This is a genomic window from Diaminobutyricimonas sp. LJ205 (genome assembly GCF_009755725.1).
Lineage (GTDB): Bacteria > Actinomycetota > Actinomycetes > Actinomycetales > Microbacteriaceae > Ruicaihuangia.
Window position 1 is genome coordinate 1,686,123 of record NZ_CP046619.1, and the last position, 13,781, is coordinate 1,699,903.

General features: G+C 67.0%; 13 protein-coding genes. 4 read left to right on the forward strand and 9 right to left on the reverse strand.

The features are described from left to right. Positions 1 to 33: 33 nt before the first annotated feature. Positions 34 to 1,278 (reverse strand): deoxyguanosinetriphosphate triphosphohydrolase, encoded by a 1,245-nt coding sequence (locus GO591_RS08050; protein WP_157156343.1) that lies wholly within the window; start codon positions 1,276 to 1,278, stop codon positions 34 to 36. Further along, on the reverse strand, positions 1,268 to 2,422 hold the full coding sequence (dusB, locus tag GO591_RS08055) for a tRNA dihydrouridine synthase DusB (RefSeq protein ID WP_157156344.1): 1,155 nt from the start codon (positions 2,420 to 2,422) through the stop codon (positions 1,268 to 1,270). The genes GO591_RS08050 and dusB overlap by 11 nt, the downstream gene beginning before the upstream one ends. An 87-nt stretch (positions 2,423 to 2,509) precedes the next feature. On the opposite strand from dusB, the gene GO591_RS08060 reads away from it, so the two are divergent. After that, the gene (locus GO591_RS08060; protein ID WP_232466098.1) at positions 2,510 to 2,971 is read left to right on the forward strand and encodes an aminoacyl-tRNA deacylase; all 462 of its coding nucleotides are present in this window, start codon (positions 2,510 to 2,512) and stop codon (positions 2,969 to 2,971) included. Positions 2,972 to 3,225: 254 nt separating this feature from the next. Here the strand turns inward: GO591_RS08060 and GO591_RS08065 are convergent, their stop codons facing one another. The 4 genes from GO591_RS08065 to GO591_RS08080 all read right to left on the reverse strand — a co-directional run bounded on the left by GO591_RS08065 (position 3,226) and on the right by GO591_RS08080 (position 7,099). After that, entirely contained in the window at positions 3,226 to 3,879 is a 654-nt protein-coding gene (locus tag GO591_RS08065; RefSeq protein WP_157156346.1) for a DsbA family oxidoreductase, read from the reverse strand. Between the two features lie 141 nt (positions 3,880 to 4,020). Next, the gene (locus GO591_RS08070) at positions 4,021 to 5,406 is read right to left on the reverse strand and encodes a glycine--tRNA ligase (protein WP_157156347.1); all 1,386 of its coding nucleotides are present in this window, start codon (positions 5,404 to 5,406) and stop codon (positions 4,021 to 4,023) included. Between the two features lie 62 nt (positions 5,407 to 5,468). Further along, positions 5,469 to 6,554, reverse strand: a complete 1,086-nt coding sequence (locus GO591_RS08075) for an aminotransferase class V-fold PLP-dependent enzyme (protein ID WP_157156348.1) — start codon at positions 6,552 to 6,554, stop codon at positions 5,469 to 5,471. A 98-nt stretch (positions 6,555 to 6,652) separates the two neighbouring features. Further along, positions 6,653 to 7,099: a MarR family winged helix-turn-helix transcriptional regulator gene (locus GO591_RS08080; RefSeq protein WP_157156349.1), complete on the reverse strand. Its 447-nt coding sequence runs from the start codon at positions 7,097 to 7,099 to the stop codon at positions 6,653 to 6,655. A 70-nt stretch (positions 7,100 to 7,169) separates the two neighbouring features. On the opposite strand from GO591_RS08080, the gene GO591_RS08085 reads away from it, so the two are divergent. Continuing rightward, entirely contained in the window at positions 7,170 to 8,711 is a 1,542-nt protein-coding gene (locus tag GO591_RS08085) for an MFS transporter (RefSeq protein WP_198295439.1), read from the forward strand. 72 nt (positions 8,712 to 8,783) lie between these two features. Here the strand turns inward: GO591_RS08085 and GO591_RS08090 are convergent, their stop codons facing one another. Together GO591_RS08090 and recO are read right to left on the reverse strand one after the other, a co-directional pair. Further along, the gene (locus GO591_RS08090; RefSeq protein WP_157156350.1) at positions 8,784 to 9,578 is read right to left on the reverse strand and encodes an isoprenyl transferase; all 795 of its coding nucleotides are present in this window, start codon (positions 9,576 to 9,578) and stop codon (positions 8,784 to 8,786) included. Next, positions 9,575 to 10,321, reverse strand: a complete 747-nt coding sequence (gene recO, locus GO591_RS08095) for a DNA repair protein RecO (protein WP_157156351.1) — start codon at positions 10,319 to 10,321, stop codon at positions 9,575 to 9,577. Before recO ends, GO591_RS08090 begins: the two co-directional genes overlap by 4 nt. Before the next feature lie 86 nt (positions 10,322 to 10,407). On the opposite strand from recO, the gene GO591_RS08100 reads away from it, so the two are divergent. Further along, entirely contained in the window at positions 10,408 to 11,097 is a 690-nt protein-coding gene (locus GO591_RS08100) for a trimeric intracellular cation channel family protein (RefSeq protein ID WP_157156352.1), read from the forward strand. 86 nt (positions 11,098 to 11,183) lie between these two features. Here the strand turns inward: GO591_RS08100 and leuA are convergent, their stop codons facing one another. Further along, positions 11,184 to 12,950: a 2-isopropylmalate synthase gene (gene leuA, locus GO591_RS08105; protein ID WP_157156353.1), complete on the reverse strand. Its 1,767-nt coding sequence runs from the start codon at positions 12,948 to 12,950 to the stop codon at positions 11,184 to 11,186. 207 nt (positions 12,951 to 13,157) lie between these two features. On the opposite strand from leuA, the gene GO591_RS08110 reads away from it, so the two are divergent. Continuing rightward, positions 13,158 to 13,775: a hypothetical protein gene (locus GO591_RS08110; protein ID WP_157156354.1), complete on the forward strand. Its 618-nt coding sequence runs from the start codon at positions 13,158 to 13,160 to the stop codon at positions 13,773 to 13,775. Positions 13,776 to 13,781: the final 6 nt, after the last annotated feature.

A 13,781-nucleotide genomic window follows, 5' to 3' on the forward strand; every position in this document is an offset into this window, starting at 1 on the left:
AGTCGAACAAGGGCACGCCGGGTTATCCCCCACTCAGTACCCGGCGATGCCGCCGTGCAGGGTCACCGCGGACTGGTCGGTGAGGCTCGCGACCTGATCGACGATGACGCGGCGGCGCGCGGCATCCGATTCCGCGGTCTCGAAGTCGGCGGCGAAGCCGACGTCGAGCGCTCCGGGACCGGCCGACCAGAGGGCATCGGCGAGTTCGGTGAGCACTTCGCGCTGCTGGGCGTAGATCGGCTGGCGGCGGTCGCTCTCCATCACGAAGGCCGCGACGATGCCCTTGAGCACGGCGATCTCGGCTTCGATCTCCCGGGGGATCACCACGCTCGCCCCGAACCGGATGAGGCTCACCTGCGGGTGTGCCTCGCGGGTGGCGATGGTTGCGGCGCGCGCGAATCGGCCGATCAGCTTGCTGGTCAGGTTCTTCAGCCGGGCGAGCGATCCGCGACCGCCGTCCCAATCGCCCAGCCAGTTGGGCAGGGAGTCGAGCCGGTCGAACGCCTCAGTCAGTTCATCGTTGCTGAACTGGCCGCCGACCCAAGAGGACATGGTGCGCACGAGCGAGTCGTGATCGACGCGGGCGCTGAGCGCAGACACGTCGATGTAGCCGCTGACGACGGCGTCCTCGAAGTCGTGCACCGAGTAGGCGATGTCGTCGGAGAGGTCCATCACCTGTGCTTCGATGCAGCGTTGCCGGTCGGGCGCGCCGGCGCGCAGCCACTCGAAAACGGGCGTGTCGTCTTCGTAGAAGCCGAACTTGCGGCGGCCACTCGGGTCGGGGATGCCGTGCTGCTCCGGCCACGGGTACTTGCAGCTGGCGTCGAGGCTCGCCCGGGTGAGGTTGAGCCCGTAGCTGCGTCCGTCGTCGCCGATCACCTTGGGTTCGAGTCGAGTGAGCAGTCGCAGGGTCTGCGCATTGCCCTCGAAGCCGCCGATGTCGAGAGCCCATTCGTTCAGGGCACGTTCGCCGTTGTGCCCGAAGGGCGGGTGGCCGAGATCATGGGCCAGGCAGGCGGTGTCGACGACATCCGGATCCAGGCCGAGGCTTTCAGCGAGTTCTCGGCCGACCTGGGCGACTTCGAGCGAGTGGGTGAGCCGGTTACGGGCGAAGTCGACGCCGGCCGCCGGGCTGAGCACCTGGGTCTTCGCCGCCAGCCGGCGCAGCGCGCTGGAGTGCAGCAGCCGGGCGCGATCGCGGGCGAAGTCGCTGCGGCGTGAGTAGTGCTCCTCAGGCAGCCACCGTTCGGTGTCGGCGTCGCTGTACCTATCCCCCACTCGTGTTCAGCTCCGCCTCGGTGAGCTCGGCCCGGTGGGTTTCCTGCAGTTCGCGGCTGTCCAGCCAGCGGTCGGGCAGGGCGGGACTCTTCGGGGTTCCGGCACGACCGCGTTGGCCTTCGGCCGCTTCGCCGGGGTACGGCTGCGACCAGTCGAGCGTGCCGAGCAGCTCGTCGAGCTGGGCCAGGCTCTCGACGGTGGCGAGCCGCGCGCGCAGGTCTCCCCCGACGGAGTATCCCTTGAAGTACCAGGCCACGTGCTTGCGGATGTCGCGGCATCCGCGCATCTCGTCCTCGAAGAATTCGACCAGCAGTTCGGCGTGCCGCTTGAACGCCTGCGCAACCTCGCCGAGGGACGGCTCGGCCTTGCGGTCCTCGCCCTGGAAGGCGGCGGCCAGGTCTCCGAACAGCCAGGGCCGGCCGAGGCATCCGCGGCCGACGACGACGCCGTCGGCTCCGGTCTCGCTGACCATGCGCAGGGCGTCGTCGGCGCTCCAGATGTCGCCGTTGCCGAGAATCGGCGTGCCGGTGATGGTCTCCTTGAGCTTCGTGATCGCGGACCAGTCGGCGGTGCCTGAGTAGAACTCGGCCGCCGTGCGGGCGTGCAGCGCGATCGCGGACACCCCGGCGCCCTCGGCAGCCTTGGCCGCTTCGAGGTAGGTCAAGTGGTCGGCGTCGATGCCCTTGCGCATCTTGATGGTCAGCGGGATGTCACCGGCAGCCTTCACCGCACCCTCGACGATGTCGCGGAACAGGCCGAGTTTCCAGGGAAGTGCTGCTCCGCCGCCCTTGCGGGTGACTTTCGGCACGGGGCATCCGAAATTCAGATCGATGTGGTCGGCCCGGTCCTCGGAGACGAGCATGGTGACCGCCTCGGACACCGTCTTCGGGTCGACGCCGTACAGCTGGATGCTCCGCAGGGTCTCGGACTCGTGGTGCTTGATCAGCCGCATCGACTCGGGAGTGCGCTCAACCAGGGCGCGGCTGGTGATCATCTCGCTGACGTACAGGCCGGCGCCGTATTCGCGGCACAGTCGGCGGAAAGCGGTGTTGGTGATGCCTGCCATCGGCGCGAGCACGACGGGCACATCGAGCGCGATGCGTCCGATGTCGAGGGCGGCGGCGGGTGCGGTGATGGTGGACATTGCTTTTGATTCTCCCAGATGCCGATGACAGTGGAATCAACCAGGCCTGTGCGGTGTTGAATGCACTCGTATGGAAAGGATGGACGGATGACTGGACGCGAACGAGTTGAAGCGGATGCCGCAGCGCGGGGCCTGCCGATTGAGATAGTCGAACGCCCGAAAGTACGCTCGCTCGAGGAAGCTGCCGCTGCGCTCGGCATCGAGCCGGCCGACATCGTGAAGACGCTGGTAGTGAAGCGCAGCGACGGCAGTTATCTGTTCGCGTTGGTTCCTGGCGACAAGCAGATCGCCTGGGCGAAACTGCGTGGCGTGGTCGGTGTGAACAAGCTCAAGCTGCCCGAGGCGGACGCGGCGTTCAAGGCAACCGGCTATGAGCGCGGCACGATCACTCCGTTCGGTTCGACCACCACCTGGCCGGTCTACGCGGACTCGTCGATCGTCGGTCGTCGCGTCTCGATGGGCGCCGGTGATCACGGACACAGCCTGTTCGTCGACGCGGATGCCCTGATCGCGGCCTTCGACGCGGTCGTCGCCGACATCGCGGACTAGCTCCACGTGGAGCGTCGCTAAATGAGGATGCGGGGCGGCACGCCGCACAAACCAGCCAGTTTGCGCGGCGTCGCGCCGCAAGTCCTCAGTTACGAACGAGGGACCCGCACGTCTTAGTTACCCGTGCGGCTTGTGACCCGTGCGTCTTCAGCCGCGCTGGCGTTGGGCTTCGACCGGCTCCGCCGGGGTCGGGATCAGGCAGGAGTCGCCCTCGCAGGCGATGGCGTTCGGGTCACCGAGCGGGATCAGGCCACTCATGCTGCGGCTTCCTTCTCCGCCTTCACCTGGGAGAGCACCTGAGCGAAGGTCGCGGCATCCTGCGCACCCGAGACGCCGTACTTGCCTTCGATCACGAAGAACGGGACACCGTTGATGCCGTACTCGCGCGCCTGCGCGATGTCGGACTGAACATCAGCGAGGAACCGTCCGTCGGCCAGCGCCTCGAGCGCTGCCGCCCGGTCGAGGCCGATCTCGGCGGCGAGGTCGGCGAGATCCTCGTCGCGTCCGACGTGCTTGCCCTCCTCGAAGTACGCCTTGAGCAGGCGTTCCTTCATCTCGATCTGGCGGCCCTGGCTCTTCGCGAAGTGCAGCAGCTGGTGCGCCTTGATGGTGTTGGTGTGCTGCAGGGCGTCGTAGTCGTAGTTCAGGCCGACGGTCGAGGCGATGCCGGTGACGCGCTCAAGCATCTCCTTCACCTGGCCGACCGGAATCCCCTTGTGCTGGCTGAGGAAGTCGGTCTCGCTGCCGTCGAAGTCAACGGGAGTATCCGGGGCGAGTTCGAACGAGTGGTACTCGATCTCCACTTCCCCCTCGAACTCGGCGGCACCCGCTTCGAACTTGCGCTTGCCGATGTAGCACCACGGGCACGCGATGTCCGACCAGATGTCAACCTTGATGGGAGTAGTCATACTTATCGAAACGCCGGGCATGCCCGACCTATTCCCGCGCGGTGACTGTGCCGGCTCGGTACGTCCGTGCCCGCTCGAGCGGGCACGGACGTACCAAACAGGCACGAACGCTCGGGCGCCAGCCGCAGCCGGCGCCGACTCCTACGAGCCGAGCAGCTGTCCGGCGAGGTAGCCCTGCAGCCGGTCGAGCGAAACACGCTCCTGCTGCATGGTGTCCCGCTCGCGCACGGTCACGGCCTTGTCGTCGAGCGTGTCGAAGTCAACCGTGATCGCGAACGGGGTGCCGATCTCATCCTGTCGGCGGTAGCGGCGACCGATGGCGCCGGCGTCGTCGAAGTCGATGTTCCAGTACTTGCGCAGGTCCGCGGCCAGCTCGCGCGCGACCGGCGAGAGCTGCTCGTTGCGGCTGAGCGGCAGCACGGCCGCCTTCACCGGGGCGAGCCGGCGGTCCAGCCGCAGCACGGTGCGCTTGTCGACGCCGCCCTTGGTGTTCGGAGCCTCGTCTTCGGCGTAGGCGTCGACCAGGAACGCCATCAGCGACCGGGTGAGTCCGGCGGCCGGCTCGATCACGTACGGCGTCCAGCGCTCGTTCTTGGTCTGGTCGAAGTAGGACAGGTCGGCACCGGATGCCGCGGAGTGCGTCGACAGGTCGAAGTCGGTGCGGTTGGCGACACCCTCGAGCTCGCCGAACTCGCCGCCCTGGAAGCCGAAGCGGTACTCGATGTCGACCGTGCGCTTCGAGTAGTGCGACAGCTTCTCCTTCGGGTGTTCGAAGAGGCGCAGGTTCTCGGGGTTGATGCCCAGGTCGGTGTACCAGGCCATCCGCTGGTCGATCCAGTACTGGTGCCATTGTTCGTCGGTGCCCGGCTCGACGAAGAACTCCATCTCCATCTGCTCGAACTCGCGCGTGCGGAAGATGAAGTTGCCCGGGGTGATCTCGTTGCGGAAGCTCTTGCCGATCTGGCCGATGCCGAACGGCGGCTTCATGCGCGCGGCGGAGAGCACGTTGGCGAAGTTCACGAAGATGCCCTGCGCAGTCTCGGGGCGCAGGTAGTGCAGGCCCGCCTCGTCGTCGACCGGGCCGAGGAACGTCTTCAGCAGCCCGGAGAACTCCTTCGGCTCCGTCCACTGCCCACGGGTGCCGCAGTTGACGCAGACGATGTCGCCGAGGCCGTTCTCGGGCGCGCGTCCCTTCTTCTCCTCGAACTCCTCGAGCAGGTGGTCGGCGCGGTAGCGCTTGTGGCAGTTGAGGCATTCTACGAGCGGGTCGGAGAACACGTCGACATGGCCGGATGCCTCCCACACGCGCTTCGGCAGGATGACCGACGAGTCCAGACCGACGACATCGTCGCGGCTGGTGACCATGTGCCGCCACCACTGCCGCTTGATGTTCTCCTTGAGCTCGACACCCAGCGGGCCGTAATCCCAGGCCGAACGTGATCCGCCGTAGATCTCACCAGCCTGGAATACGAAGCCCCGGCGCTTGGCCAGGGAGATGACGGAATCAAGACGGGAGGCAACAGCCACAGGGGAACTCCAGGGGTCAGCCGAGCTGGATGCCCGGTCGAAAGACGATTGAACCCCCGAGTCTATCGTCGCGGCCGGCGCGGGAGGGCCGCGACGACGGCCTCGACGTCACTCTCGTCGTTCCACAGGTGGAACGATGCCCGCAGCCGTCCGGCGCGCCCGGAAACCCGGATCCCGGCGTCGATCAGCGCCTTGAGATCGGCTCCGTCGGCATCTGGCCAGGTCACGATGGCCTGATGCTGCTGCGGGATGTCGAGCGCGTCACACAGGCGATCGCCGAGCCCTGCGGTGCGCGCCCAGACCTCCCCGATGTCCAGGCCCGCGAACAGCCGGATCGCCTGCTCCGCCCCGATCCACGCCTGCCAGGCCGGTGACACATCGAATCGGCGCACATCGCCGGCGAGATGCATGTCGGGTCCGTAGCAGGACTGCCAGACGTCATCGCCGGCGTACCAGCCGGCCTGGATGGGGGTGAGCTGCCGCTCGAAGCGCTCCGACAGGCTGAGGAAGGCCACGCCGCGCGGTGAGCACAGCCACTTGTACGCGTGGCAGACGGTGGCGTCGAACTGTGCCGCGTCCACCGGGTGCACCCCGGCCGCCTGGGTCGTGTCACAGAACGTGAAGGCGCTGTGACTGGCGGCCGCCTCGAGGATGGCCGGGACATCCGCCACCCGACCGGTCGCCGACTGCACCAGCGAGAACGACACCAGCCAGGTGTCGTCGGTGATCGAATCCGCCAACGCGTCCAGCGGCACCGAACGGGTGCGGAATCCGCGATCGTTCTCGAACGGGAACACGATCGACGAGAAGTCGCCGTCGACGCAGAGCACCTCGGCGCCGTCGGGCACGGCCGCGGCGAACAGGCTGACCATGACCGAGGTCTGCGATCCGATCGCCACCCGGTCCGGGGTGATGCCGACCAGCCGGGCGTAGTCCGCGCGGGTGCGCGCGATGACGTCGTCGTAGCCCTGTGGGTCGCGATTGGCGTGGGCCCAGGAGTCCAGGTCAGCAGTCAGCGCGGCGACCGCCTGCTTCGGTGGCAACCCCATCGACGCAACGGCCAGGTAGCCGCGGGGATCGGTGAAGCTGTCGATCGCTGCCTGCAGGGCGGGAGAAACGGTCTGGCGAGTGGTCGGTACCGTCGTCATGACTCCATGATGGCCCCGACCCGTTGGCCACGGCGTGCACGTTTCCTGCGCGTGACACCCTTAGGCACACGTTCGTTGCGCCAGCCGAGGTGCCGGGGTCAGTTGCCTTCGAGTGACGCGGCGATCCGTTTGAGGGAGTCGAGCACCGCCAGGGCATCGGCCAGCGATTCAGCCGGCGCCTCAGACAGTCGGTCGACCCAGTAGGCGTTGATCCGCGCGACACTGTCGACCGCGCGCGCGGTCGGCGCCAGGGTGATCGAGCGGGCGTCGCCCGGCACCTGCTCTCGAACGACGAGCCCGCCCGTTTCGAGAGTGCGCAGGGCGGTGCTGATGTTGCTCCGCTGCAAACCGGTCTTCTCCGCAAGCTGTGACGGCGTCACGTGCGGGGTGCGGTGGATCTCGCGGATCACCATCACTTCGGTGCCGGTGAGCGGCACCACGTCACGCAGCCTGGGGTCCCGGAGGTCGAGCTTGTGCGCAAGGTCGACAATGACATCGGCCAGCGCAGCCAGCTGTTCAGACAGTGGCGACGGGTCGGTTGGCATTCGTGCATCCTATCCGGTGCTTATACTTATGCGCTCATAACTGTTCGTGATCTGCGGAAGAAGCCTGCCTGTGACCACTTTGTCCACCCCTCCCGATACCGACGCTCCGCCCTCCGGGCGCAAGGGCAATCCGGCGCTGACCCTGATCGCGGTGTGCTTCGGCCTGTTCATGGTCGGGCTCGACTCCACCGTCGTGCACATCGCCAACCCCGCGATCCAGGCAGACCTCGGTGCCACCTTCGGTGAGCTGCAGTGGATCATCAACGCGTACCTGCTCGCCCTAGCCGTCTGCCTGATTCCTGCGGGCAAGCTCGGCGATCGCTACGGCCGCAAGAAGATGTACATCCTCGGTGTCGTGCTGTTCGGCATCACCAGCGTCGCGATCGGCCTCGTCGGAACCGTCGAAGGAGTGCTTGTCTTCCGCGCCCTCCAGGGTGTGAGCGCAGCATTGCTGATGCCGCAGACCATCGCTCTGCTTCGCGCGACCTTCCCGCGTGAGAAGTTCGGCATGGCTGTAGGCATCTGGGGTGGCGTCTCCTCGGTGTCCATCGCCGGCGGCCCGCTCGTCAGCGGCCTGCTGGTGCAGAGCCTGGGCTGGGAGTGGGTCTTCTACATCAACGTGCCCATCGCCATCGCGGGCGTCGTCATGGCCGCGCTGGTCATCCGTGAGACGGCCGTCGAGAAGGGCGGACGCATCGACATCCTCGGCATCATCCTGCTTGCCGGGGCGCTCTTCGCCGTCGTCTTCGCCGTGGTCCAGGCGCAGAGCTGGGGCTGGGGCAGCATCGCGACCATCGGCGTCTTCGCCGCTGCACTCGTGCTGTTCGCCCTGTTCGTGCTCGTCGAAGCCCGTGTCGCGAGCCCGCTCATTCCGCTGAGCCTGTTCAAGACCGCAGGTGTCAGCGTCGGTGGCCTCGTCTTCGTTGCCAACTTCTTCGCGATCCTCGGCGTCACCTTCCTGCTGACGCTGTTCCTGATGAACTCGCTCGGCAACGGCACCGCCACAGCCGGTCTGATGATGCTGCCGATGAGCGCGTTCGCGATCCCGTCCGCGCCCATCGGCGCGCTGCTCACGTCGAAGATCGGCCCTCGCAAGGTCGCCACCATGGGCCTCGGCCTGATGGCAGGAGGCCTCGCCTTGCTGACGCTGGTCGATCTGACCACCCCGTACTGGATGATGGCCATCCCATTCGTGATCATCGCGTTCGGTTCCGGCTTTGCCATCCCGTCGGGCGCAGACCTCATCGTCGGCGGCGCCCCGGTGCACCTCGCCGGCGTGGCCAGCGGCCTCCAGACCACCTGCATCCAGGTGGGCGGCGCCATCGGCACCGCCGTTCTGTCCGCAATCGTCGCCGCCCAGGTGATCCCCGCTGTCGGCGCGACCACGCTTCCCGCCGAGGCGGTCGAAGCGGCATCCGCCGGAGTGGTCTTCGATGGATTCCCGGACGTCAACGGTGCCTTCATTGACGGCATGCACATCGGCTTATGGGTCGCCGCGGCCATCTGCGCGGTCATCGCCGCCCTGGTCATGGTCGCGGTGCGCGAGCCGAAGCACCACGATCTGGAGACGGTTCTCGAGGAGACCGTTGAAGGAGAGGCCGGCCACCTCTGATTCGCAAGGGTGGGGCTGCGAGCAGGCCCCACCCTTGTTCTCGTGGCGGGGTCAGATGCTCCGGATATCGCGCTACGCGACCGGCGCGTCGGTTGCGCCGCCGAAACGGCGATTGCGCTGCGCATAGGTCGAGATCGCCTGCCAGAGCTCGACGCGGCTGAAGTCCGGCCACAGGGTGTCGAGGAACACCATCTCGGCGTAGGCGCTCTGCCAGAGCAGGAAGTTGCTGGTGCGCTGCTCCCCCGAACTGCGCACGAACAGGTCGACGTCGGGCATCTCGGGCGTGTACAGGTGCTTCGCGATGGTCTTCTCACTGATTCCGGATGGCGACAGCCTGCCAGCCTTGACCTCGGCGGCGATCCCGCGGACGGCATCCGCGAGTTCCACCCGACCGCCGTAGTTCACGCACATGGTGAGCGTCATGGTGGAGTTCTGCGCCGTCATCCGCTCGGCGAACTGCAGTTCCTTGATCACCGAGGACCACAACCGGGGCTTGCGGCCCGCCCAGCGTATGCGCACGCCCCACGCGTTCAGTTGGTCACGGCGGCGGTGCAGCACCTCGCGGTTGAAGCCCATCAGAAAGCGCACCTCGTCGGGTGAGCGTCGCCAGTTCTCGGTGGAGAACGCGTACACGCTGAGGTGCTTCACCCCGGCCTGGATGGCACCGGCGACCACGTCGAGCAGCGCGGCCTCGCCGGCACGGTGGCCCTCGACCCTGGTCAGCCCGCGCTGGTTGGCCCAACGGCCGTTTCCATCCATGACCACTGCCACATGCCCTGGCACGGCGCCCTTCGGGAACGCGGGCGGGTAGAGCCCGGTCCAATCCAGCGGAACGTAGTCGGCGGCATCCTTGTGGGTCTTCTTCATGGGGTCCTAGCGGGAGGCTGGCCGCGGTCCACGTGCTCAAGCGAGCGCAGGGTCCGTTCGAGGTGGAACTGGGCGTAGGCAGCGACGATACCGCTCGCCTGCGCGCGAGTACGCTCGCCAGCGGTTTCGGCGGTGGACCATTCCCCGGCAAGCAGCGCGCCGAGCAGTCCGATGGTGTCGCTGTCCAGGCGCGGCGTTCCCGGCGGGGCGACCTCATCGGCGACCACACCGCCGAGTTGGACGACGAAGGCACTGTGTGGTCCGGGCGCCCCGGTGACCGCGCAGTCAACGAAGCTCGGCGCCCAGCCGGCCACGGCCAAGGCGCGCAGCAGGTAGGAGTCAAGAGTCAGTCCGGGCATGTGCTCCTTGCGCGCGAGCGACCGGAGGGCTCCGACCAGCAGCACGTACTGCTGCAGGCTGCCGAGGTCGTCGGTGAGCTTGTCGGCGGCTTCGACCATGGCGTTCGCGGCCGTGTAGCTGGCGTAGTCCGAGGCGATCGTCGCGCCATACGAAGCAAGCGTCTCGGCTTGCGTGATGGTGTCGAGTGAGCGGCCCTCGTAAAGCTGCACATCGACGAGCATGAACGGTTCGAGCCGGGCGCCGAACTTCGAAGCGGTGCGGCGCACGCCCTTCGCGACGGCGCGGATCTTGCCGTGCTGACGGCTCAGCATGGTCACGATCCGGTCGGCCTCACCCAGCTTGTGGGTACGCAGCACGACGGCTTCATCACGATAGAGCGGCACACTCGATTATCTCGCGTGTCACGGCGCTGCTGCGCATGTCACGCTATACGCATGGAGTGCTTGGGACCGTGTGCGGCCGGTGAGGCGTGAACGAGGCTGTCTTCACCATCCCCCTGTGGGCGGACCTGCTCGCGGTAGGCGTCGGCGCGCTGATGGGCGCCATGTACGCTGCCGGGTTCTCCGATCGCCGGATCGACTTGTTGGGCGTTGCGATCATCGGCGTCGCCACCGGCTTCGGCGGTGGACTGCTGCGCGACCTGCTGCTGAACGTGCCACTCGCACCGTTGCAGAGCAACTGGTACCTGCCGGTCGCGACCGCCGCCGCCCTGACGGGCATGCTGCTCGAGCGGGTGTTCCACCGCCTGCGGCCCGTGCTCACCGCGCTTGACGCGCTCACGATCGGACTGTTCTGCGCCATCGGCACCACCAAGGCGCTGTCGCTCGGACTGCCGGAGATCCCGGCGATCTTCGTCGGAGTGCTCGCCGCGGTCGGCGGCGGCATCCTGCGCGACATGCTGCTTGCGATGCCCATCGCGATCATGCAGGTGGGCTCGCTCTACGCCGTCGCCGCGTTCGGCGGCGCCACGTTGATCGTTCTCCTGGAGAGCCTCGGCGTCGGGCCGATTGTGGCGTCGGTGCTCGGGGTTGTGCTCGCGTTCGGCCTGCGGGTGCTGGCCGTGCTGTTCAACTGGAGCCTGCCCGAGCAGCGACGACTCACGCAGCTCCCCCGGATGCCGCGGATCACCCGGCGCGCGCATCGGCCACCGCATTCATAGCCGCTAGCGAATCGGCACCGCGCCGCTGGAGTTTCAGCAGCGCGGGGCCGAATCAGTGCCGCCACGTAGCGCGCGGCAGCCGGGGGTCAGACCGCGGTCAGTTCCCGGTCCCCGGCCGCGGCACGCACGGCACGGTTCACGGCGGAGACGATCGCCTTCAGCGACGCGGTGGAGATGTCGGCGTCGATGCCCACGCCCCACAGCCGCAGCCCGTTCACCTCGAGGTCGACGTACGAGGCCGCCAGGGCGTCACCGCCGGCGCTGAGTGCGTGCTCGACGTAGTCGAACAGCCGGATCTCGAGCCCCTGCTCCTGCATGATGTTCAGGAAGGCTGCGACCGGACCGTTGCCGGTGGCGGATGCCTCGATCCGGTCTTCGCCGACCCGCAACTGGATGTCCAGCTGCACGTCGCCGGACAGGTCGCTTGCCGTGCGGGTGCGGAACAGCTCGAACTTGCCCCACTTGTCTTCGGGGTGGTGCTCCGGAGCCGGCAGGTACTCGTCGCTGAAGATCTCCCAAATCTGTTCGCTGGTGACCTCGCCGCCCTCGGCATCCGTCTTCGCCTGCACGACGCTCGAGAACTCGATCTGCAGCCGGCGCGGCAGATCCAGCGAGTGGTCGGTCTTCAGCAGGTAGGCGACGCCGCCCTTGCCGGACTGCGAGTTCACCCGGATCACGGCCTCATAGCTGCGGCCGACGTCCTTCGGGTCGATCGGCAGGTACGGCACCGCCCAGATCAGGTCGTCCACCGAGACGCCCTTCGCCTCAGCTTCGGCGGCCATCGCCTCGAAGCCCTTCTTGATGGCGTCCTGGTGCGAACCGCTGAACGCGGTGTAGACCAGGTCGCCTGCCCAAGGGCTGCGCTCGGGCACGGGCAGCTGCGTGCAGTACTCGGCGGTGCGGCGGATCTCGTCCAGGTCGGAGAAATCGATCTCGGGGTCGACGCCCTGCGTGAACAGGTTCAGGCCGAGTGCGACCAGGTCGACGTTGCCGGTGCGCTCACCGTTGCCGAACAGGCAGCCCTCGATGCGGTCACCGCCGGCCAGGTAGCCGAGTTCGGCGGCCGCGACGCCGGTGCCGCGGTCGTTGTGCGGATGCAGCGACAGGATCACGTTCTCGCGGTGGTTCAGGTTCCGCGACATCCATTCGATGGAGTCGGCGTAGACGTTCGGAGACGCCATCTCGACCGTGGCGGGCAGGTTGATGATGACCTTGCGCTCCGGGGTCGGCTCGAACACCTCGATCACCGCGTTGCAGACCTCGAGGGCGTACTCCAGCTCGGTGCCGGTGTAGCTCTCGGGCGAGTACTCGTAGTACACGGTGGTGTCGGGAATGGTCTTCTCGAACTCACGGCACAGGCGCGCGCCGTGCAGGGCGATGTCGAGGATGCCCTGCTTGTCGCTCTTGAACACCACCTCGCGCTGCAGCACGCTGGTGGAGTTGTACAGGTGCACGATCGCCTGCTTGGCGCCCTTGATGGACTCGTAGGTGCGCTCGATCAGGTGGTCACGCGCCTGGGTGAGCACCTGGATGGTGACGTCGTCCGGGATCGCGTTCTCTTCGATCAGCGACCGGACGAAGTCGAAGTCGGTCTGGCTGGCCGATGGGAAGCCGACCTCGATCTCCTTGTAGCCCATCTTCACCAGCAGGTCGAACATGATCCGCTTGCGCTCGGGGCTCATCGGGTCGATCAGCGCCTGGTTGCCATCACGCAGGTCGACCGCGCACCAGCGCGGGGCCTTCTCGATGTGCTTGCTCGGCCAGGTGCGATCGGGCAGATCCACGGCGAACTGCTCGTGGTACGGACGGTACTTGTGCGTCGGCATCGGCGACGGCTTCTGGGTGTTCTTCATGGTCCTGGTGCTTCCTCTTCGTCTCTATTGTCAGCCAACGACAAACTCCGCGACGAGGGAGGCCTGGAAATTAGGACTCGTCGCGGCAGCTAAGAAGAAGCAGACCGAACAACACGAGACGAGAGTATCACCGTGGCGGGGTTGAGACGTTCCAGAAGCGGTGAACGTTGGGTGGTGAACCTCTCAGCTCGCTGGCACGCTGAGATCATGAAGACCCTCTCACCGGTCGGCATCCTGCTGGGTGGCGCCGTGCTGTTGTTGTCGGGGTGCGCCTCCTCCTCCGGCAGCGGTGTCGGTTCTGGCCCGGCCCCGGAACCCGGTCCTGCCACCGGGGAGGTCATCGCGCAGGCGACCGTGCTGCAGGTGGAACCGGATGCCGCGATGCTGTGTCTCGGTGCGGTCGCGGAGTCGTACCCGCCGCAGTGCTCCGGACCAGAGATCACGAACTGGGACTGGGCGGCGGTGGAGATGTCGGAGACCTCGCAAGCGGTGACCTGGGGCAGTTACGCGGTGCAGGGCACCTGGGATGGTGAGGCGTTCACCGTGACCGAACCACCGATCCCGCTTGCGCTGTATGACCCGATGGCCCAGGTCGACCCTCGGCAGGATCCGCAGAACGCGGGAGCGACATCCGAGGATCGCCTCATCGAGATCCAGGAAAAACTGTGGAACTCAGATGCGCTCGAGCTGCTGACTTCGGCCCCGGCGAACGGATACCTCTGGGTGCACGTGCCGTACGACGACGGCAGCATCCAGGACTACGTCGACGGACAGTACGGTGCGGATGTCGTCATCGTGCAGTCGGCGATGCGCCCGGTCGGCTGAAGCCCA